General features: G+C 47.3%; 22 protein-coding genes. 15 read left to right on the top strand and 7 right to left on the bottom strand.

Translation table 11 applies throughout. The annotated features are described in order from the left end of the window. The first annotated feature begins 18 nt into the window (after window positions 1–18). The 4 genes from ACR32F_RS01850 (at window position 19) to ACR32F_RS01865 (ending at window position 2397) form a co-directional block, all read left to right on the top strand. Window positions 19–435 (top strand): CDI toxin immunity protein, encoded by a 417-nt coding sequence (locus ACR32F_RS01850; protein WP_440115595.1) that lies wholly within the window; start codon window positions 19–21, stop codon window positions 433–435. A gap of 406 nt (window positions 436–841) precedes the next feature. Continuing rightward, window positions 842–1096 (top strand): RHS repeat-associated core domain-containing protein, encoded by a 255-nt coding sequence (locus ACR32F_RS01855; RefSeq protein WP_440115597.1) that lies wholly within the window; start codon window positions 842–844, stop codon window positions 1094–1096. 124 nt (window positions 1097–1220) lie between these two features. Next, window positions 1221–1679, top strand: coding sequence for a transposase (locus ACR32F_RS01860; RefSeq protein WP_440115599.1), 459 nt, complete (start codon window positions 1221–1223; stop codon window positions 1677–1679). Between the two features lie 481 nt (window positions 1680–2160). Further along, window positions 2161–2397, top strand: coding sequence for a hypothetical protein (locus ACR32F_RS01865; RefSeq protein ID WP_440115601.1), 237 nt, complete (start codon window positions 2161–2163; stop codon window positions 2395–2397). A gap of 445 nt (window positions 2398–2842) precedes the next feature. Here ACR32F_RS01865 and ACR32F_RS01870 read toward each other — a convergent pair whose 3' ends face one another. Continuing rightward, on the bottom strand, window positions 2843–3181 hold the full coding sequence (locus ACR32F_RS01870; RefSeq protein ID WP_440115603.1) for a terminase gpP N-terminus-related DNA-binding protein: 339 nt from the start codon (window positions 3179–3181) through the stop codon (window positions 2843–2845). 289 nt (window positions 3182–3470) lie between these two features. On the opposite strand from ACR32F_RS01870, the gene ACR32F_RS01875 reads away from it, so the two are divergent. Then, on the top strand, window positions 3471–5171 hold the full coding sequence (locus ACR32F_RS01875) for a DUF4127 family protein (protein WP_440115605.1): 1701 nt from the start codon (window positions 3471–3473) through the stop codon (window positions 5169–5171). A gap of 79 nt (window positions 5172–5250) precedes the next feature. Here ACR32F_RS01875 and ACR32F_RS01880 read toward each other — a convergent pair whose 3' ends face one another. Beyond that, a complete protein-coding gene (locus ACR32F_RS01880; RefSeq protein ID WP_440115607.1) occupies window positions 5251–6063 on the bottom strand; it encodes a stalk domain-containing protein in 813 nt (270 codons plus the stop codon). Window positions 6064–6407: 344 nt separating this feature from the next. Between ACR32F_RS01880 and ACR32F_RS01885 the strand changes: the two genes are divergently transcribed. From ACR32F_RS01885 to ACR32F_RS01925, 9 genes are all read left to right on the top strand, one after another. Beyond that, on the top strand, window positions 6408–6596 hold the full coding sequence (locus tag ACR32F_RS01885) for a Spo0E family sporulation regulatory protein-aspartic acid phosphatase (protein ID WP_440115609.1): 189 nt from the start codon (window positions 6408–6410) through the stop codon (window positions 6594–6596). A gap of 246 nt (window positions 6597–6842) precedes the next feature. Next, window positions 6843–7640, top strand: coding sequence for an NAD-dependent dehydratase (locus ACR32F_RS01890; RefSeq protein WP_440115611.1), 798 nt, complete (start codon window positions 6843–6845; stop codon window positions 7638–7640). Window positions 7641–7866: 226 nt separating this feature from the next. Further along, on the top strand, window positions 7867–9690 hold the full coding sequence (locus tag ACR32F_RS01895) for a sensor histidine kinase (RefSeq protein ID WP_440115613.1): 1824 nt from the start codon (window positions 7867–7869) through the stop codon (window positions 9688–9690). Window positions 9691–9695: 5 nt separating this feature from the next. Beyond that, window positions 9696–10463, top strand: coding sequence for a response regulator transcription factor (locus ACR32F_RS01900; protein ID WP_440115615.1), 768 nt, complete (start codon window positions 9696–9698; stop codon window positions 10461–10463). Window positions 10464–10566: 103 nt separating this feature from the next. After that, window positions 10567–11862, top strand: coding sequence for an ABC transporter substrate-binding protein (locus ACR32F_RS01905; protein WP_440115617.1), 1296 nt, complete (start codon window positions 10567–10569; stop codon window positions 11860–11862). Between the two features lie 27 nt (window positions 11863–11889). Further along, window positions 11890–12603 carry a hypothetical protein gene (locus ACR32F_RS01910; RefSeq protein ID WP_440115619.1) on the top strand — a complete coding sequence of 238 codons (714 nt, stop codon included), beginning with the start codon at window positions 11890–11892 and terminating at the stop codon, window positions 12601–12603. 279 nt (window positions 12604–12882) lie between these two features. Next, window positions 12883–13797: a carbohydrate ABC transporter permease gene (locus ACR32F_RS01915; RefSeq protein WP_440115621.1), complete on the top strand. Its 915-nt coding sequence runs from the start codon at window positions 12883–12885 to the stop codon at window positions 13795–13797. Beyond that, window positions 13781–14635, top strand: a complete 855-nt coding sequence (locus ACR32F_RS01920) for a carbohydrate ABC transporter permease (protein WP_440115623.1) — start codon at window positions 13781–13783, stop codon at window positions 14633–14635. The genes ACR32F_RS01915 and ACR32F_RS01920 overlap by 17 nt, the downstream gene beginning before the upstream one ends. Window positions 14636–14694: 59 nt before the next feature. Then, window positions 14695–16044, top strand: coding sequence for an FAD-dependent oxidoreductase (locus ACR32F_RS01925; RefSeq protein WP_440119648.1), 1350 nt, complete (start codon window positions 14695–14697; stop codon window positions 16042–16044). A 159-nt stretch (window positions 16045–16203) separates the two neighbouring features. Here ACR32F_RS01925 and ACR32F_RS01930 read toward each other — a convergent pair whose 3' ends face one another. The 4 genes from ACR32F_RS01930 to ACR32F_RS01945 all read right to left on the bottom strand — a co-directional run bounded on the left by ACR32F_RS01930 (window position 16204) and on the right by ACR32F_RS01945 (window position 19350). Beyond that, a complete protein-coding gene (locus ACR32F_RS01930; protein ID WP_440115625.1) occupies window positions 16204–16854 on the bottom strand; it encodes an amino acid ABC transporter permease in 651 nt (216 codons plus the stop codon). A gap of 46 nt (window positions 16855–16900) precedes the next feature. Continuing rightward, window positions 16901–17623 (bottom strand): amino acid ABC transporter permease, encoded by a 723-nt coding sequence (locus ACR32F_RS01935; RefSeq protein ID WP_440115627.1) that lies wholly within the window; start codon window positions 17621–17623, stop codon window positions 16901–16903. A 102-nt stretch (window positions 17624–17725) separates the two neighbouring features. Then, the gene (locus ACR32F_RS01940) at window positions 17726–18559 is read right to left on the bottom strand and encodes an ABC transporter substrate-binding protein (protein ID WP_440115629.1); all 834 of its coding nucleotides are present in this window, start codon (window positions 18557–18559) and stop codon (window positions 17726–17728) included. 62 nt (window positions 18560–18621) lie between these two features. Beyond that, window positions 18622–19350, bottom strand: coding sequence for an amino acid ABC transporter ATP-binding protein (locus tag ACR32F_RS01945; RefSeq protein ID WP_440115631.1), 729 nt, complete (start codon window positions 19348–19350; stop codon window positions 18622–18624). A 480-nt stretch (window positions 19351–19830) separates the two neighbouring features. Here ACR32F_RS01945 and ACR32F_RS01950 point away from each other — a divergent pair, with 480 nt between their 5' ends. Then, entirely contained in the window at window positions 19831–21444 is a 1614-nt protein-coding gene (locus tag ACR32F_RS01950) for a glycoside hydrolase family 28 protein (protein ID WP_440115633.1), read from the top strand. A 61-nt stretch (window positions 21445–21505) separates the two neighbouring features. On the opposite strand, the gene ACR32F_RS01955 is transcribed toward ACR32F_RS01950, so the two are convergent. Continuing rightward, the gene (locus ACR32F_RS01955) at window positions 21506–21931 is read right to left on the bottom strand and encodes a DUF6678 family protein (RefSeq protein WP_440119649.1); all 426 of its coding nucleotides are present in this window, start codon (window positions 21929–21931) and stop codon (window positions 21506–21508) included. Window positions 21932–21940 lie beyond the last annotated feature (9 nt).

Here is a 21940-nt window from a genome sequence, read left to right on the forward strand (position 1 = left end):
CAGGATGGAGGTAATTAAATGACGCTTTTTGAGGAATGTGTTCAATCATTAGGAGAAGAAACAAGGATATTATCTTCCAAGCAAACAGAAGAATTATTTAATGAGCTTGTATTTTGTTTTCCTGTTACTTCCTGGGGAAGAATAGATTGGAGTAAAATTGAGGATTACCATAAAATCACAGATGTTGCGGAAACATTAATTTTTTTGAATAACCATTATGGAAGTGAATTTAGTGAGGAAGTCTTTTTGCTTTGGAATTATACGGATGCTCCCGGGGTTCTTACAAACTTAAAAAAAGTATTGGAGAATATTGATGATGTAACTGCTGTCGGTTCCGATACTTGGGTTTATTGCCAAACTTCTGGATATGCTATAGAGTTTTTTCATGAGGGTGAAGTGGTATTAGGGTTTACAACTCTTCGAAATTTAGAATAACTAACAACAAACTGCGACCTCAATTTCATTGATTGATAAGCAATCAATTTTTACACTAGGTCAAGGATCAGAAGGGCCTAACTTAAATGTGTATGTGGCTGTTCTCCTTAGACAATTTAACATACAAAGAAGTTTTTCCCTCGTACTATCGTATGATGGAGAAGACATTGTTTTACGTTTTTATTCGGTTAGAGAAAATGAGTTACCATGGCTTAATATCTCTTCAATAGAGTCATATTCAGAAGGATTAATGATAGTCGAAATTTAAACTTAGTGATCTTGGGGTTTCTCCCCAAGATCATTTTTATCCTCTACGCCTGTTTTCTGGTACAACGGATCCTTTGAAGTATATAGGTGTGATGCGTTTGGGAATGTAACGGAAATCCGGGATGCGTCAGGCAACGTATTGAACCGATACACCTATGACATCTGGGGCAATCCCGAAACAACAGAGGAAACGGTCCCGAACGTCTTGCGCTATGCCGGAGAGTATTGGGATGAAGTGACAGACCTCCAGTATTTGAGAGCGCGTTGGTATGATCCGGCTACGGCTCGGTTTATTAGTGAAGATACGTACGAGGGTGAACTGACAAACCCGCTGAGTTTAAATTTGTATATGTATATGTCTGGACAGTCAAAAGTTCTTGTCGAAAAATCGTAACATAGAAAAATAACCCAATCGTCGCTTGTATGGTATCCTTTGGTTCTCACTCCAGAAAGGATAACAAACGCTGAATGGGTTACGACAAAAATTGTACTCCATTTCCAGGCGGTTGACCATACCTATGCTAAAATACTTGAACAACCTTTTACAACCTTTCCGTGCCTGCTCTTCCAGACAAGCCACGTTCGAGTGGTTTGTCGTTATTGTTGTGGGTTTTATGCTGCGCTCCGACCATCTGGGCGTGACTTTCATCATTCGCGATCTCTTGCTGAATAGCCGTTGCTACGAGACGCTGATTCATTTTTTCCGTTCGTCCGCTTGGTCTTTGCAATCGCTGCGGCAGATTTGGCTTCAGGTCGTTCGCCAGTCTGCGCCTCTGCTGGTGATTCAGGATCGCGTGTTCCTTGTCGGCGACGGGATGAAGCAGGCCAAGGAAGGTCGCCGAATGCCGGGGGTCAAGAAGCTCCATCAGGAATCCGAGAATGTCTCCAAGGTGACTATATCTTTGGTCATTTGTTCGGTGCCATCGGCATTCTGGTCGGTGATTCCCGCAAGTGGTTCTGCTTGCCCTTGTTCATGAATCTACAAGACGGTGTCAAAACCATTCTGGGTTGGACGAAGTCCGCGAGCGAACTCGAATCACCTTCCCATGTCGTTCAAATGATTGAACAAGGCTTTGAGGCTGCGAAAGCCTTCGGTCAAGCGCTGCTACTTTTGGATCGTTACTTTTTGTCGGTTCCGGCCTTGGAGCGACTGAATGCGTGCCACCTTGCTTCCGAAACTCGCATGCACCTGGTGACGAAAGCCAAATCGAACGCAGTCGCTTACGAACGTGTCCCCCTGCGAAGAAGCCCGGGCGTGGCCGACCGCCGAAAAAAGGCCAAGCGATCAAACTGAAGGAGTTGTTCACGACTCGCGCTGCCGATTTTCAAACCGCGACCGTTCTGCTGTACGACAAAGAAGAGACGGTTCAATTTCTGTGCCTAGATCTGCTTTGGGGCCAGGGCTTATATCAGGAATTACGTTTTGTGCTGGTGGTTCATCAGGGCCGCTAATCCATCTTGGTCAGTATGGATTTAAGCCCGGCGGCCACCGACATCATCCGATTGTACGGCTATCGCTTCAAAATTGAGTGCACGTTTCGGGAAATGAAGCAGGTCACCCACGCCTTCGGCTACCGCTTCTGGAGCAAGTCCATGCCGAAGCTGAACCGGTTTTTGAAAAAAGAGGAAGCGCGTCCCCTAGAAGCCGTAACGAACAAGACCGGCAACGCATCCAGAAAACGATCCAGGCGATAGAGGGATTCGTGATGTGCCAGTGCATTGCGATGGGGCTCCTACAACTCGTCGCCTTGCAGTTTTCAGGCCGGACATCGGGGCTGTTTTTCCGCTATCTGCGAACGCCCTCCCACGCTGTGGTCTCGGAGGCCAGCGTTGCTGCTTCATTTCTGTTCTTTTCAGTTAATTATTTTGATTAATAGATAACAAAGTTGTGCATTATCCAGGTAAAGTCTACTCTAAATCTCTTCTAAAAGTTTATTTCCAACTTTAAAATAAAGTTCCTGAAGCTACAGGAACCCTTTTTTTGTTAGAGCGAATTCAAGAAATTCACCTATGATCTCCGAGATAGCTTCTTCTTCAGGTAAAAGTATATACTTACTCATTCGTTGGATGTCCCCTCTATATAAATCGATAAGTCGGAGTATTGATTCACGGTCTTGGAACCTGGCTGCTTCTAAAAGACTTATAAATTCACTGTCTGTGATAGGTGATTGATCATCTTTTGCTTCCATTTACTCACCGCCTGTTGACTAATATCCAGCTGAATTGCGATTTCCTTTTCGGAATAACCCTCTATGTACAATTTATACATGATAGACCTACCGAATTCAGGTAGAGAATTTAAAATCTGGTTTACATATATTCTGTTTTCAGAGTTTTGAGTGGTATCAACGCCTGAAGAATGACTATTATGTATAGGAACTTCTTTTCTGCGAATGCTTTTTGCTCGATATTGCACTCTCCATCCAATCCTATAAAGCTCTTTTCTATAGCGCTCGAAAACCGTTTGTTCCTCTTTCAATTATGTTCACTCCTTCTGTCAAAAAAACATATAGTAACTTTTCTAATAAAACAGAGCTTATGCTCTTGATTTTCATTGTATCAATATTTCGTTTTTAAGAAGTCTGAATAAAGTGGTTAAAAGGACGAATTTAAGTTTTTTTTATTTCAAGTTGTATTTAAGGTATTCAAATTACCTTATAAGTGAAGGCATAAACAAAATAGAAATGAATTGGATTTGGGAAGAGATCCTTTTCATTGCTATCTTCCCTTTGTTGTTGTGCCTATATAACTCAAAGGAGATTAAGAATATGAAAAATGTATTGTATATACCGTTGGATGATCGACCAGTGAATTTGGATGATGTCATCGTGCAAGGAAGATCAGCAGGGATCAATGTTATTACACCAAATTTAAATGATATTACAAACCGTTTGGATTCCCAGAAGACTGTCTCTGGAACTACCCTTCTCTCGACATCTTCTCCGACCTACGGGAATCCTGCAAACATAAGACAGTTCATTCTGAACAATGCAGCTTCTGTAGAGGGATTTATTATTTCTTCAGACATGCTTGCTTACGGAGGACTAATTGCTAGCAGACGTTTGCGGACAAGCGCTGGGGGGACTTATCCGGCGTATGACAGTACCACAACGAATCTGTTGGATGTCATTGGCTTGGTAAAGCAGTCTTATCCGAGTAAACCAATCTTTGTATTAGATACGATTATGAGGCTTGCTACCACTGCCTTTGCAGATGGATTATCTTTTGCCGCCTATAATGAATCACGTACTTTTATGCTCCAACCTCGAAGAAGTTTCTCACAGTTTGCTGATATTCTAACCGGTTATAATCTATCTCCTACCGGTTCATATGGTAGTACAACAAACTTCAACAAAGAACAGTATTACAACACGAGACAACATAAATTCAAGAGTAATCGGTACATTCTAGAGCAACTGGCCCAGTCGGGGTATATTGATTTCCTAGCCATTGGAGTAGATGATGCTAACACACAAGGGGTGCAGATCAACGAGATTAAATTTGTGGAAGGGCGTATTAATGCTTGGCTCGGTGGTACGAACGGTCAAAATCCGGATCGTGCTATTATTCTTCCGGATGCCGATGGATTAGGTCATGCACTGATGGCGAGAATGGCAAATCAGCTTTATCGCAATGGTGCAAAACCGAGGTATGCGGTACAGTACTTCGGACCACACGGCTCAACCATCACCAGTCAATATGAATATATGGATGTGCATCAGAATATTTTGCGGCATGTTGATACTATCGGTGGACAGTCCGTAAGTAGTTCACCTAATGTTGAGATTATTGGGATTACTGATGCGGCCCAGGTCAATGCTGCGGTCAATCGGATTGCTGCTAACAGCACCAACCGTGTTCCAACCGTGGTGATTGATTTTGTTGGTGGAGGAGCAGCAGATCCAACTGTAACAGAGGCTCTCCTAGGCAGCCAGCACACCGGACGCATTTTGGGTTATAGTGCCTGGAATACACCAGGAAATAAAATTGGGATTTCTTTAGGAATGGGTCAAGCCCGATATGCGTACTTGGTGACTGAAACAGATACTATTGCGCTGAATACAGCAGTTGATGCCCATGGTTCGCTCTTATTTAAACGTTTCTTAAAAGATTACTATTACAAAACGAGCGCTATTGACGAAATTCGTACCTACTCCAGAGCGAATTCGCTGTATACTAATGTCGCTACAATCGCGGATCAAAATATGCTGCTATTTAATAGTCCTGCCGATTATTCACATTTACAGAATGTATTACGAAACAGAATGCAAACCCATAAGACTACACTTTCTGGAAAAAGTGCATTCCTTATTAGCGGCTCAGGAACTTCTTATAATGTTCGCCAAATTAGCGGGGGTACTTGGTCGTTTGCTGGCTATGCAAATTCAACACTTGCTTATGGCGAGCCAGACTATATTTGGAAGAGGGCTTTTGAAGTTACTTTGAATCCTGTTGTAACCTTACAATAATTATTCATCAAGAATGAATAGATATAAATAGAACAAAACAGCTCCTCTTTAGGAGCTGTTTTGTTCTATTTGAGTATAATTACGGATTTAATATTTCTCTCACCATGGAGAAATCCACACCGTCAATTTTCCATCCTTTACTCGTATACACAAGTTTTGCAGTTCTGTAGAGTGTCTCATTGGGAGCATATTTAGAGTTAGGACCTGAAGACTGACTCAGTTTAGCTTTATTAGCATCGGTATAACTGATGGCAGATTGATAAATAGTCGTAAATTTAAAGTCGTATTTTAATCCTTTGTCGCGTATGATTTCATTGATAAACTTATCCGTGAAGTATGGGCTGAAGTGATTTCTGATCTGCTTTATTGAAGACAGATCAGTTGCTTCGTTTAATTTGTTAACTAACACTTGTCTTTGTTTATCCGTTATTTTCTTTGCATTAGGAATTTGAACCTGTGGTTTTTGCATAGTTACTTGGAGTTGTTTCCCATCCAAAGTAATAGTGGCTTGACTAGCTTGTTGGTTCCAATCCACATCTGCTCCTAAAGTTTGGCTTACAAATCGGGCCGGAACATATGTGGAGTTGTAGTTTAGTTCCGCAGGAACATCAAGAAGAATCTCCGATTGATTGAGCAGAACTTTTTTTGAATTTAGGGTAAGAACCATTTCCGTTTCATCTTTAGTAATGGTAATAGTTTTTTGTTGTTGATTCCAAGTAACGTCAGCGCCCAAGTTTTCAGAAACTGCACGTAGAGGAATGAGTACACGATTATTTTTTATAATACCACTATCAATTGTATTTACTGTGTCTGCAGCATAACCAGGTTGAGCCAAATTGGGAAGCGCAAGCATGGAAGCCGCCAAAACGGTGAGAGATAATTTTTTTAACATTTATAATCCTCCTAAAATTAAGACTAGTTGTAAGAATAGACGCGACTAATGAAGAAAATGTTTCTATCTTCATATAAAAACTTCTAAATATTGTAGTTGTAGATAACGATGCGAATATTTATGAATACCTTTTTAACTCCGATTCCTAATAAACGGGATATGTGGGCGAATGAAGAAATACATATCTACATAATGTAGTTTTAGTGACTTTTAAAGGGGGCATGAATCAAGCTTGATTTATGAAAGTATGCCTTTGCAAACAAGCATTTTATTTTGCAAAGGAATATAATATGAATTTTTTGGCAATGTATCCTAAAATGTTTTAAAAAGAGGGGGTGCATGCTGTGAGTGAACCGAAACAGATCAGGGACCAAATCGAGCGGAACAGGCATGAGTTGAGTCGTTTGGCGGAGAATCATGGCATGCAAGACAAACAAGTCCTTCGACAGTCCATGGTACTGGACGAGCTTATTAATGAATATAATCGTTTTAAATATAAAAACAGTTTCAGAAACAGACAGCCGATTGCATAATGCAGTCGGCTGTTTTTATGCATAAACCAGAAAGTGAGCAAGCCGATCCACTCAATGCGTATCTTTTAATACTCTTCTATCGTATACCCATAGAACGTCAGAGTCCGGCAGCATTCTGGATTCATCATCATGAGACATGGAGGGGTATGGAATGCGTAAAAAAATATTGGTTCTTGGAGGCACCCGCTTTTTGGCAAAAGGCTTGTGGAGCATTGGGCAGCCCAGGAGAACGTTGAAGTCACAGTAGTGAGCAGAGGGAATATTGCGTTTCCGTTTGATTCGAGGCTTACCCATATCATCCTGGATCGGGCAAACGAAGCATCATTGCGTCAGGCTGCGGAATTGGAGTATTGGGATGTGGTGTATGATCATGCCTGCTACTCGGCAGAAGCGGCTCTGGCAGCAGTGAACATCTTTGAAGGGAGAGTGAAACGTTACATCCTCACTTCAAGCTTATCTGTCTATGAGGCAGGGACACAGGGAGACGATGGCTTTCATGAAGAGGACTTTGATCCGTCCGCCTATCCTGTTCGAATTGCGGGAGATGAAGTCGTTTCTTATCAGGAAGGCAAAAGACAAGCGGAGGCTGTGTTGATACAAAAGGCAACATTTCCTGTAGTAACTGTTCGGTCCCCAATTGTTCTGGGTATGGATGATTATACGAGACGATTACATTTTCATATAGAGCATGTTCAACAGGAGTTGCCAATCGGTTTACCTAACCCGGGAGCGGATATTGGATTCATTCACTCTTCGGAAGCGGCACGTTTTCTGGCTTGGCTGGGGGATGCGGAGATTAACGGCCCTGTTAATGCGGCGTCCAGAGGAACGATATCGCTCAATGAACTGATTGGGCATATCGAAGCTGCTGTAGGAAAAAGGGCGATTATTCAGCCTCAGGCAGAGCAGCAGCATTCCTCTCCATTTGGCATTACGTCATCCTGGGATATGAATACAGGAAAAGCGGCCAAAGCCGGATTTACATTTGACTCACTGGAAGAATGGCTTCCTCGTCTGGTTCAGCAGATTAGTTCGATAGATTAATTCAGCGGATTTGTTCTATAGAAATAGCGTAGTCGACTGTAGCGATACAGTCGGCTTTTTTGCGTTCACCTGGAGCCGATGCGGCCAACTTGAAATTCCGTACCAATTCCAGGGTTGGCAGGATAGCCAATGATCATTAAAACTGGATATGATGACCCCAGTTATATCCAGATTGATCTGTGAAGGGGGCTCATACAATGATCGGGAGAGGGAGGGATGGGTGGAAATGATGGACAAGGTACAGGGCTATTTTGGAAAAAACGTAAACCTGCGCACCAAGCTGCTCCTATTGTTCCTGGCGCTGACGTTGCTGCCGCTAAGCTTGCAGGGAGTGGTGAACTACCTGCATTTCTCGCAGACGATGGATCGCAAGACCGAGCAGTTCACCATTGATATGGTTCGCCAGATTAACGCCAATCTGAATCGGCTGCTGAAGGACTTTGAGCGGTTGTCGCTCTTGCCGCTCTACGATCAGATGGTACTTGGCATTCTGGGCAAATATAACGCTCCAATGGGGTCAGGTACATGGGCGAGGTCTGAGGATTATCTGAAAATGAAGCTCTACACGTCTGGTCAAGCCTATGACCGACCCGAGATTCGGGGGATTCATCTGATCAGCAACAGCGGCATTCTGTTCTCCAATCTCGATTCGCTGGCGGTCAAGCCGGTATGGGACAGCAGGCAGGATGACTGGTTTGCAGAGCTTGACGACTCGGAAGGGGCATGGCGCCTGCTTCCTCCGCATGAACCCGGCTATTACACGGGTGGTCAGCAAGAATCGTATATATCAGTGGGCAGAGTGCTTCGAGATCCGGGTACGCTCCAGCGATTGGGGTACATTCTGATTGACATCCGTCTAGAGGCCTTCGGCCAACTGTTATCCAATCTGAATTTTGAGCAAGATGCAAGCCTGATGATTGTAGACAGCAAGCAGCGTCTTCTGTTCGAACGGACCTCAACCGGAGGACTGTCTGCGTACGACCAGTTGCTCTTGCAGGGACAGCTTCAAAGCTATGCAGGAAACCAAAAAGTTGTTCTGGATGGGCAGCCCTATCTCTACGTGCAACACCATTCCGGCTATTCCGGGCTTTCGGTGATCAGCCTTACACCTATTGCTGTGATTCAAAAGGAGTCGGGTGAGATGCTTACCTTCACGATGGGGTTCGCTGTGCTGTGTATGGCGGCTGTAGCGATTCTGGCGGTTCTGTTGTCCTATCGCATCACCCGGCCACTGATTCGACTGAAGCACCATATGATTCGGGTGGAGCAGGGAGACTTCAGCCAGCGGGTAGCACACTTCAGCAGTGATGAATTCGGACAGATCAGCCGGGGCTTTAACCGAATGATGGAAGAGATCCACCGACTGTTCAATGAGGTGTTTCTGCTGGGTATTCAAGAGCGGGAGGCAGAGCTGTCAGCGTTGCAAAGCCAGATGAATCCCCATTTTATATACAACACGCTGGAGTCCATTAACATGATGGCTGTCCGCCAGAAGCACGCTGAGGTGTCTGATATGGTCACGGCGCTTGGCAAGCTGCTGCGTTATACGATTGATAAGGTGGACCGGATGGTTCCACTTGGGGAAGAGCTGGCTTTTGTACAATCCTATGTACGCATTCAGCAGGTACGTTACGACGGCAAGCTAGAGGTCATCTATGATATCGAAGCAGCAGTAACGAAATGTTTGATCCCCAAGCTGATGCTGCAACCGCTGGTGGAGAATGCTCTCTACCATGGCATTGAAGGGCAGGAAAATGGAGGAATAATCTGGGTATCTGCCTTGAAATTCGACCACGAACTGCTGATTAGCGTACGAGACAACGGAAAGGGCATGGCTCAGGCAGAGATTGACGAGTTAAACGAGTCCGTCTCGAAACAGCCTTCGAGTCAGGCATTACGCAGCCATGCCGGTGACAGTCTGGGGCTGAACAATATCGCTCAAAGGCTTCGTCTCATATATGGAGAAGGCGGCAGCCTGAGCATCGATGGAAGTCCGGGACAGGGTCTGGTGGTCACCATATCCATTCAAGTTCTACCGAAAGGGGAATGAAGCACATGTATAAAGTATTGCTTGTAGAGGATGAGACGGTCATCCGTCAGGGATTGAGAGAGCTGATTGTGCAAGCGTCTTCCCAGTTTCTGGTGATGGGCGAAGCTTCGAGTGGAACTGAGGCACTGGATTTTCTGAGGTGTGAAGTGCCCGATGTGTTGATCACGGATATTCGCATGCGTGAAATGGACGGATTGACATTGGTATCCAAAGCCAGAGGTATGTACCCTGAACTGTTGATGCTCATCATCAGCGGATACGGCGAGTTTGAATATGCGCGCAGAGCGATGGAGTACGGAGTTTTATACTACCTGCTGAAGCCGATCGAACGCCATGAACTGGCATTATGTATACAAAAAATTCAATTGCTGCTGGATCGCAGATACGGTATTTCAACCCTTTCTATCCCTGAGCCATCTGGGAAAGCAGAGCACGTTGGCGGAGATACGAGGAAGATTATCCGAGATGTGAAGGAGCACATCAAGCAGCATCCCGATAGGGATCTGCGTCTTCAGACGGTAGCGGCACTTGTTAACCTGAATCCCACCTATTTAAGTCAGCTATTCAAGAATGAAACGGGAACCAACTATTCCGAATACATCGCTGAGGCACGTATGGAGCGAGCCAAGTGGCTGCTGGTCAACACGGGTCTCAAAATCTATGATGTGGCAAGGTTATCCGGGCATCAGAGTCCCAAACACTTCATGCTGGTGTTCAAGCAGCAGGTGGGATGGACAGCAGGGGAATATCGAGATCGATTCAGTATTTCTTGAAAAACCATACCATTTCTGTAGTTGAGGTGATTTATGAGCGAACGATGCTTTCGTTATACTTTGGTTGCCAGGTTATACCATTACGTCCATAAGGGGGATTTCCATGAAAAAAGCAGGACTGATACTGATGCTCGTACTCATGATGGTCGCTTCAATCGGGTGCACAAGCTCCAATTCTGGCAGTGATTCTGGCAATGCAGCCGGGGAGAATGGAGAGGTGGAGCTGAAGTTCATGATGTGGGGCAATCAGGCACATATGGATGTGTATAACAAGCTGATCGATGGCTTCACGCAGGAAAATCCAGGCATCAAAGTAACGATGGAATCCGTACCTTTCGCAGAATACCAGCAAAAAATTTCGGTGCTTGCCGCCGGAGGCTCTCTTCCCGATCTCGCTTGGGTATCGGAGCGGATGGTGCCACAATTCAAGTCCAATCACATTCTGGCCGATGTATCCGAGTTCAAGGATGATGCACAGTTTAAACTGGATGATTATATTCCAAGTACATTGGATTTGTTCCGTGATGGTGATGAACTGCTGGGACTACCTTTTTCTACACCTCCGGTGGTCATGTTTTACAATAAAACGCTGTTCGATCAAGCCGGCCTGACTGATCCAAACACACTTGCCACCCAAGGACAATGGACATGGGAACAGTTCGAAGAGTCCGCCAAAGCCATTACCAGCAAGGATGCGACCAACCGAGTCTATGGCGCCAACTTTTTTCGCGATTGGAAGACCTGGGCGGTGCTTTCCTCCTATTCCTGGTCCAATGGAAGCGGTCCATTCGATGAGGGGATGACGAAGTTCACCTGGAACGATCCCTATGGCGTACAGACCTTTGAACTGCTGGAACGCGTGATGTTCACCGATGAATCACACCCGAAGGCGGGCGAACAGGTCAGCTTTGATGCGGGTAATGTGGGCATGTTTTTTGATAATTACAGCTATGTTTCCAAAGCAAGAGAAATTACGGATTTTGAATGGAGCATCGCTCCTATGCCTTCCGGTTCTCAAGGCAGTGTGCCGATGCTGGGGCAGGCCGGATATGCCATGTTCAATGATAGCAAACATCCGGAGGAAACGAAGAAGCTGTTGAAGTATTTTGCCAGTGAGCAGGGGATTCAGGCGACAGCTACCTACTTTGTGCCTCCGCGTACCTCTGTACTGAATTCCGATGCGTTCATTCAACAGCCGAATAATCCGAGCAAGGAGCATATTGTGCAGGCAGTAATTGATGAAATGCCGAAAGCGCGATTGATTCCCGGTCATATCCGTTGGCAGGATATCGACAATGCGGTATTGCAGGGGTTTGACCGACTGTTTGCCCGGACAGCGAAAGCTGAGGGAAATTTGAAACAAATGCAGGAAGAGATCCAAAGCGTGCTGCAACCCTAAATCATTTGACAGAAACAGGAGGTGAGGATGATGGGCAAATTCAAAGAATTGCTTGAGCGGAAGTCACTGTCGTTGGTGGTCAGCCTGCCTGAGAATGATATTGGTTTGGCTCGGGCAGCCATGGAAGAGGGCGCTGATGCACTGAAGGTGCATTATAATGTCGGTCATCGCGCCAGCGGGAATCATTTTGGTCCATTAGACATGTATGCCGAGGTGTTTCGGGCGATCCGCAGTGAGTTTGGTGGTCCGCTTGGGGTCGTACCTTCTGGTAGTATAGATGGAGCACAAAGGGAGGATGTGAAGCGTCTTGGTGGGCTGGGCTTTGATTTCTATTCCATCTATGCACATCACTTGCCTTCCTTCATGTTGAATGACTTGGGGCTGGACCCAACGTTTGCGATCAATGAGGAATATGATGCTTCCCTCGTAACATCGGCATCTTACTTCGGCTTCACCGCTCTGGAGGCATCCATTGTACCTGGAAAAGAATATGGTACACCGCTCAGCTTTGCGGATGTGCTCAAGTATCGCCGTCTGGTCTTGCAGGCCCAGGTCCCGGTATTGGTTCCTTCCCAGCGAAAGCTGGTACCAGAGGATGTTCGGGTGCTATGCGATACCGGGGTCAAAGTGATCATGCTTGGAGCGGTCGTCACAGGCAACACGGAGGAACAGCTGCGAAGGGCTGTGAACGGGTTCCGTAATGCGGTGGACAGTCTGAACCGTTCGGACTATATAAGTTGAACTAAAGAATATTTACACTTGCCACTCCGATGCCAGAACAACCTTCCGATCGCTGTTATCCCCAGATTTTTTTGAATCCCTTATATAAAGGGGAAATCCGGGGATAAGCATATGCTTCCGATGCAGCTTTCTTGCAGAAAGCTTTTAGGCGACCACTTCGCTTCTTCAGGTTTTTTCTGTCCTCTACGTTCTTGTGTAAATGTATAGTTCACCTTATATAGAAACGTCACAGAGTTCAGCTTCAGGGGGAGAAATTTGATAAAGGGGGAGGGCCTAATTGTGACCCATTCACGCAAGCGTACAGGAAGGGGGCCGCTCGCCAGAGAGGCCCAGATCGCGGGGTGGCTGTTTGTATCCCCGATGGTGCTCGGGTTTACCCTGCTGCTGCTGTTTCCCATGGGTTTGGCGTTATACATGAGCCTGACCGATTGGCCACTGCTGGGGGATCATCAATTTATTGGACTGGACAATTACCGGAATATTATGACAGACGCCATGTTCTGGAAAGTGCTTGCCAATACGGTTTATTTCACAGCGGGGCTGGTACCGCTTAATATTGTGCTCGCCCTGCTGCTCGCGTTGCTATTGTCCAGAAGTATTCGCGGTATCGGAATTTTCCGAACAGCCATCTTTGTTCCGGTCATGACCTCGTTGATCGTGTGGGCCATCGTGTGGAAGCTGATGTATGCGACAGAGTCGGGATTGATTAATCAGCTTCTGTTGATGGTGGGCATCAAAGGTCCGGCCTGGCTCTACAATCAGGACCTAGCGATGCCTGCGGTTATCGTGACAAGTGTATTGAAAAATGTAGGTCTGAATATGGTGCTGTTCATTGCAGCCATTCAGCAGGTACCACGTTCACTGTACGAAGCAGCAACATTGGACGGTGCGGGCAGAAGGGGGACCTTCTTTCACGTCACGCTGCCCATGATCACACCAACGGTGTTTCTGACGGTGGTCATGACCGTGATTGGCTCGCTCAAAGTATTCGGACAGATCTATGTGATGACACAGGGCGGGCCGAGTAACAGCACAAAGGTATTGGTCTATTATATCTGGGAAAAAGCATTCAAATTATTTCAGTTCGGCTATGCCTCTGCCCTCGCGTATGTGCTGTTCTTCATCGTTCTGATCCTGACGCTGCTGCAATGGCAGCTCCGAAAGAGGTGGGTATTCAATGAAGGCGATGCCTAGTCCTTCGGGTCGGAAGATAGGAAGTACCCTGGGTACGTATTTGTTGCTGACCCTGATTTCGCTCATTATGATTGTGCCATTTATCTGGATGATATCGACGTCATTCAAGGAGCCCCAGAGCATATTCACCTATCCGCCGCAGTGGATACCGGAAACGTTTCGCTTTCAGAACTACATCGATGTCTTTCAATTGATCCCGTTTCACCGTTTTTATTGGAACAGTGTCTACATTTCTGCGTTGGTTGTGCTGGGAACGGTATTCTTTGCCTCCCTCGCCGGTTATGCATTCGCCAAAATTCCATTTAAGGGACGCAATGTGGTATTTCTCATCCTGCTAAGTGCGATGATGATTCCCCATGAGGTGACGGCGATTCCGATGTTTCTGTTCATGCGGCAGCTGGGGTGGATTGATACCCATCTTCCGCTGATATTATTGCCGATCTTTGGCGCGGGCGGTGTGTTTGGCATCTTTGTGATGCGACAGTTTTTCATTACGGTGCCAACGGAGCTGGAGGAAGCAGCGATGATCGACGGCTGCAACCGCTTCCGAATATATGCGCGAATTATGCTGCCAATTGCGAAGCCGGGTATGGCTACGCTGACGATCTTCACGTTTGTGACGATCTGGAATGAGTTTTTTGACCCGTTGATCTTCATTAACTCACGTGATTTGATGACCCTGCCGCTTGGATTATCCTTGTTTACAGATGAAGTGGGGACAGCCTGGCAATATCTGATGAGCGCCACCGTCATGGCGACCTTGCCACTGTTAATTGTCTTTTTCCTGGCACAACGGCGCTTCATCGAGGGGGTTGCCATGACGGGACTGAAAGAGTAAGCCGTGCAATACGTGCAATAGAACGGAAGGAGGGATAACATTTGCGTGAACGGATGAGCATGAAAAAGGAAGAGGCAGATGTCGTTATTGTGGGAGGGGGTCCTGCGGGTATAGCGGCAGCCATCGCGGCTGGACGGCAGGGTATACGAACAGTGCTGGTGGAGCGATACGGATTTGTGGGCGGGATGTCGACTGCCGCCATGGTCTATCCCTGGATGACTTTCCATACGGAGCGTGGTGAGCAGGTTATTAAGGGCATTGCGCAGGAGATCGTTGAACGATTGCAGGCACGCGGCGGCTCTCCGGGGCATCTGCGGGATACGGTTGGATTTGTGCATACCGTTACGCCGTACCATCCGGCCATCTTCCAGGTGGTTGCGACAGATATGTTGCAGGAGGCTGGTGTCCGGCTGTTATTGCACAGCTTCGTGGATGAAGTGGTCGTTGTGGATGATCGGGTGGAAGCTGTGCGAGTGACAAACAAGTCTGGACGAATGGAGTTCCAGGCGAGCGTATTCGTGGATACGAGCGGGGATGCGGATCTGGCATATCTTGCGGGGGCTTCTGTGGCAAAGGGACGAGACGGGGACCATCAGTCACAACCAATGACCATGAAATTCCGCATGCGTGGTGTAGATCTTGGACGAGTGAAACAATATATGCAGGAGCACCCGGAAGATTTTTATGTGAAGACCCCCTTTGCTGAGTTGGACAGCATCCCGTTAACCGGCGTGAGCGGCTTTTATTCCCAGTGGAAAAAAGCGGATGTGCCGATTAATCGTGATCAGGTGTTGTTTTTTACCGGACCGGCTGAGGATGAAGTGCTGATTAATTGCACCCGGGTGCAGGGGCTCGATGCGACAGATGCCGAGGATCTGACCTCTGCTGAACAGGAAGGCAGGAAGCAGGTGCTGATGATTGCTGAGTTTTTGCAGCGTGATGTGCCTGGATTTGAACGGGCTTCAATCTCAGCGGTAGCACCTCAGATCGGTATCCGTGAATCCAGGCGGATTATTGGTCATTACGCGTTGACCCGGGCGGATGTGGTTGCAGGGCGAAAGTTTGACGATGTGATCGCCAGAAGCGGTTATCCGATTGATATTCATGACCCTTCGGGCCAAGGTGTTGTGGCTACCTTTATAGAGGGAGACGGGGCATATGATATTCCGTACCGCTGCTTGATCTCTCACAATATCCGCAATCTGCTGGCGGCAGGACGCTGCATCTCGACCACACATGAGGCGCATGCGACGACAAGGCTGACACCAAGCTGTATGGCTACGGGTGAGGCTGCAGGAACAGCCGCTGCTATAGCTGTGAAGATGAAGCTTGATCCGGTGGAACTGCCGATCGCGCTGCTACAGTCGGAATTGCGTCGCAACGGAGCGGCGATTGAGGGTGCGAACTAACCCTTTGCGGAGTGGGTGATATGAAAAGGGACTGCACCAAAAAGTAAAGTGATCTGGCCCATCATCTGGCTCAGTTCCAAGCTGAAAACTTAGAAGACTCCAAAACCACCGTTGAAGTGGAGTTGGAGTCTTTGGGTTCTTTCGGTTCTATACACTCATTCAATTCATCCGTGCTTCAAGCCGCCGTGCCACGATGGACAGGGAGTAGTTGATGACAAAGTACAATACGGCTGCGAGCAGCAGGGCAGGGATAACGTAATCGAAGCTTTGACCACCGAGAATCTGCACGTTGTGCATCAGCTCCGGCAGGGAGATGATGATCGCCAGTGAAGTATCTTTGAGCAGCGAGATGAACTGGCTGACCATCGGCGGCGACATGCGCCGTAGAGCCTGTGGCATAATAATGCCGCCCAATGTTTGCATATAGCTCAGACCGGAGGAACGGGCCGCCTCTATCTGGCCTCGCTCAATCGATTTGAGTCCGCTGCGGACAATCTCCGCAATCATGGCGCCTTCGAACAGGCTCAGTCCAACAACTGTGGACCAGAAGACAGACATTTTGATCCCAAGCTGAGGCAGCACAATATGAATGAAAAAGATGATCAGCAGCAGGGGCAAATTTCGAATCATATCCACAATAACCGCCACGATTTGGGACAGGACCGGAATACGGGTGTACCGAATGGTACCGAGAACCGTGCCGAGTGCAAAACTGAATACAATCGACAACCCTGCTACTTGCAGGGTGATCAGGAATCCTTGCAACAGGTAACGAAGGTTGGGCCAAGCATAGGCCCCGCTAAAGTCCATAATTCATCAGCCTCCTTCTGAACACAGAGAGAATATAGCTCGAATGTTACATCGTGACCTGACCCGTTGGTTTGGTCTTTTTCGGTTTGTCTTTGGCACGGCTGGCGTCGGCATCACTTTGTCCGAATCTTCGTTCCATATAGTGAACCAGAAAGCTGAGCGGTAAAGTCAACACAAGATATAATAGCGCAACAATGGTGTATACACTGAGTGGCAAGAACGTATCCGAGTTGATCAGATCGGCAAAATACATCAGATCCATGCCAGCCACGACCGCCAGGATGGACGAGTTTTTGACCAGATTAATAAACTGGTTGCCGATGGACGGCAATACAATTTTGATCGCCTGCGGCAGTATGACCAGGTTCATAGCCTGTACGTAGGACAGACCGGAAGATCTCGCGGCCTCTAACTGCCCGTGAGGGACCGTCTGAATACCCGCCCGGATCGATTCGGCAATGAATGCAGCTGTATAGATGGTCAAGCCCAGAGTACCGGAGATGAATCCATCCAGTGAGATGCCGAGTGCCGGCAGTCCGAGATAGAAGAAAAACACGACCAGCAGCAAGGGGATGTTACGGATAAACTCCACAAAAGCCGTACCGATCCAGTTGAGCGGCTTAACAGGCGATATTCGAAAGATGGCCATGATGGCACCAAGGATAAAGCTGCCGATCAAGGCCATGATACTCACCTGGATGGTATTGAGGAAGCCTTCCAGGAAACGATCCGAGTGTTTGAACAGTACGGTGAAGTCCAATTTGCCCATGTAGGCGAAGCCTCCGTTCTCCAGATGTAGAAACGGCGATTACACCTGCTCATGCATAGCACCCAGCAGGCGAATTCGCCGCGTAACCATCATTAATCGGGATTACTCGGGCTTGGAGCCCAGCCATTTTTCATGTAACGTGTCGTATTCACCGCTGTCATGCAACCCTTTGAGCAGTTTGTTGACTTCTTCGACAAAGGCAGTATCGCCTTTACGAATAGCCATCCCGTAAGGTTCACTCGTGAAATTGCCACCAACCAATTGGAAGCTGTCATCCGTTTGTTGCATGCCGATCAGGATGATGTTGTCCGTAGTCAAGGCCTCGCCTTTACCTGCTTTGAGGGCAGTGAAGGCATCTTGATAGTTGTCGAATTCGAGGACCTCGGCATCCGGGGCCTTCTCACGAATATTCTGGGCAGACGTGGAGCCTTTCACGGCGAGCACTTTCACACCGCTGAGACTGTCCAGACCGGTAATGGAACTATCCTTTTTCACCAACAGGGACTGCCCTGCCTCAAAGTAAACGTCACTGAAGTCTACCTGTTCCTTGCGCTCATCTGTAATCGTCATTGTGGCAATGATGATGTCGATGTCCCCGTTTTGCAGCATCGGAATGCGCGTTTTGGATGTCACTTCTTTCAGTTCCACCTTGGTCTCATCTCCAAGAATCTGCTTGGCGAGTGCTTTGGCAATATCAATATCGAATCCTTCGACTTCACCGCTTGCGGGATCTTTGAGACCGAATAACTTCGTATCATATTTCACACCGGCAATGAGTTTGCCGCGCTCTTTAATCCGTTCAATCGTGCCTTTCGCTTCGGCATTCCCACCAGAGCCACCGCTACTGCTGTTTTCCTCGCCTGTGCTACACCCGGACAAGACAAGGGATAGAATCAATACGAGCATAAACGACGGCCACTTCAACATGTTCTTCATTGGATAAAGACCCCTTTCGAAATGGATTATGGTATGAATGCTGCGAATTTCTGTGAAGAATCTCAGTGGTGAATCAGACGACTCAGGAACTGTTGTGCCCGTTCTTCTCTGGGGTTGTCAAAAAATTCGTTCGCGGTGGCTTCTTCCACAATTCGGCCTTCATCCATGAAGATGACCCGGTCTGCCACTTCGCGGGCGAATCCCATCTCATGTGTAACGATGACCATGGTTATGCCATTATGGGCAAGGGAACGCATGACATCAAGGACTTCCCCGATCATCTCGGGGTCGAGTGCAGAGGTAGGTTCATCAAAAAGCATGATTTTGGGCTCCATGGCAAGCCCTCTGGCGATCGCCACCCGCTGCTGCTGTCCACCGGACAACTGGGAGGGATAACTGTCTGCTTTGTCGGCGATGCCAACCCGGGTCAAATATTTCATTGCCGTGGCTGCTGCCTGTTCTTTAGATTGCTTGCGCACTTTCACTGGTGCAAGGGTAATGTTGTCGATGACTTTTTTGTGAGGATAGAGATTGAAGTGTTGAAATACCATGCCGATGTCTCGGCGGAAGAGGTTGATGTCTACCTTTTTCTGATGTAAAGGGACACCACTGACGACAAGTTCACCTTCGGTAATCGTCTCCAGGCGGTTGATGCAGCGGAGCAAGGTACTTTTGCCTGAGCCGGAAGGGCCGATAATGACAACGACCTCTCCTTCTTCAATGTGAAGATGAATATCTTTGAGGACATGAAAATGACCAAAATGCTTCTGGACACCCCTAAATTCAATCAAGAATACACCCCATCCTTTCTGCAACGTCTGTTTGAAAAGGAATTTTAAGGAATAAATTGAAACTAGTTATTTAATCATACATACTCATCCTGCTTATGGCAATTGGTTTGTGATAAAACATGACATAAGTAATAGGTTTTATAGGGCTATAGCCAGTAAATGTGTTATATGTTTGTTAGATTATTAGAGTGATTGTGACGAATCCTGACAGAAAAATGAATCGAATCTCCTAGTTGTTTTCCAACCTTTGGAATAGATGTATAGAGTATACTTAAAGGGATGTTCACTTTATGACTCTGTAATAAAAAACAAATAACATCAAGTTCTAGCCGTACATGGCAAAAAAGCTCAACCTGGCCTTCCATGCCATTGATATGATGGAGCTAGAGAATACTGGACTAAAAGTGAGCAATAACCATAGAAGAGAAGCGTTTAATCCCCATGGCTATAAGAATACAGGTAGAGAGGATGAGGCTTTGAATGAATACATATTACTCCTCAGGGTCGACAGGAGCAGGTCCCCGGTCCGATGTTCGAGCTTATGAAGTAGAATTACCCATCATTCCTGCTCAGGATTTCTGCATTTCGGATTATGGAGCTGTCGGAGATGGCATAACGGATAATACGGAGATGTTTCGGCTTGCGATCGCAGCTTGCGCTGAAGCGGGCGGCGGTAGAATTAAAATTCCTGCGGGTGTCTGGCTCACAGGCCCGATTGTTATGCGCAGCCGTATTGAGCTTCATGTGGAAGCGGGGGCGCTGGTTACGTTCAGTCGCGATTTTGATCAGTATCCTTTAATTGCATCAAGCTTCGAGGGCTGGCAGGCGGTACGTTGCCAATCCCCCATTGATGGTGATCAGCTTGAAGATATTGCAATTACCGGTGAAGGAATATGGGATGGAAGCGGTGAAGCCTGGCGCCCGGTGAAACGTTCCAAAATGACCACCTCACAGTGGAATCGACTGGTTGCTTCGGGTGGTGTTGTGGAGCAATCCGGTGGAGATGGAGAAATCTGGTGGCCCTCGACTTCTGCGCTTAAAGGTGGGACGATTGCAGATCGTCTTCATCAGGAGCAAGTGCGTGATGTGGCAGCATATGAGGAAATCAGAGACTTCTTGCGTCCCAACATGGTCAGCTTGCGCCGCTGCAAACGCGTACTGCTGGACGGTCCAACGTTCCAGAACTCGCCTGCATGGAATCTGCACCCCTGGGCATCGGAGCATGTCACAATTCGTAACGTGAGTGTGCGGAATCCGTGGTTCTCCCAGAATGGGGATGGGCTGGACATCGACTCCTGTCGTCATGTTGTGGTGGAGCAAAGTGTATTCGATGTCGGCGATGATGCCATCTGCCTGAAATCAGGTAAGGATGCCGAAGGCCGCGAGCTGGCTCTCCCATCGGAATACATTACGATTCGGGAGTGCACCGTATATCACGGTCATGGCGGCTTTGTCATCGGCAGTGAAATGTCCGGTGGTGTGCGGCATGTGAGGGTGTCGGACTGTACATTTATCGGAACAGATATTGGACTTCGCTTCAAAAGCGCGCGTGGGCGCGGCGGGGTGGTGGAGGATATTCAGGTGGAGCGCATATATATGAAGGATATCATCATGGAAGCCATCTCATTTTCCTTTTTCTATGCGAATCAGGAAGGCTCTGCTCGGGGAAGTGATCTGTTCCAGGAGATTAGCGAAGAGACGCCGGTGTTCCGGGATATTCGAATATCGGATGTAGTCTGTGCCGGTGCTGACACGGCGTTATTGGTGAGTGGACTGCCGGAAATGCCTTTGGACGGTGTGATCATTCAACGTTACAAGGTGGCTGCTCGTAGCGGTGTGCATTGTGCTCATGCAAAGCATCTGCACATCACTGAACTGCACGCTCAGATTACCGAAGGTCCGCTCATTCATTTGCACCAATGCAAGGGTGCGGAGTTGGAAGCGATTGAGGGCAAGGGCGCGGATGGTCGACTTCTGACAGTGACGGGGCATGATTCGGCGGGAATTGTGTGCCGGGAAGCCGATGCAGACGAGGAGGGACGCCAGATCTCCGTTGCTCCTGAAGTACGAGGTGGTGTGATCATTCGCAGGTAAATGGACTCAGCTTCAGCTATACCCCAAAATAGTTTGTACCCATAAGTATGGATAATAAGGTTTATAATAATTTGTCAAATTCTGCCGCAGTGGCGTAGCCATATATCCAGTAATTATGATCCTTCTTCATATATGGAATACGTAGTTTTTGGAGCAAGGCTACCCACTCGGCTTCTATATCCATTACCTCTGGCTGCACATATCGACCGACAGATTTGAGCGTCCGTGGTTTCACTCGAACCCACTCTACATTATAGAAGGCAGTACTAAGACTCAACCAATCCCCGATATATGTTACATCCTGCTCGAATGAATCCGGATAGGGCGCTTGCTCTAACACCATTTTAATTTGAAAAGGAGGAGCGAAGGGCAGCTCATCATAGATCGCATCCTGTAATTTGGTCCATTTAGTGTTGTTCATGATGGAAGACAATTGTCTGTGCTGAATCTCTTCGATTACTTTTTGCTTGTGTGGGTTGTAACTCATGGACAAAGG

The sequence above is a fragment of the Paenibacillus hebaui genome, assembly GCF_051934385.1.
Taxonomy (GTDB): domain Bacteria; phylum Bacillota; class Bacilli; order Paenibacillales; family Paenibacillaceae; genus Paenibacillus.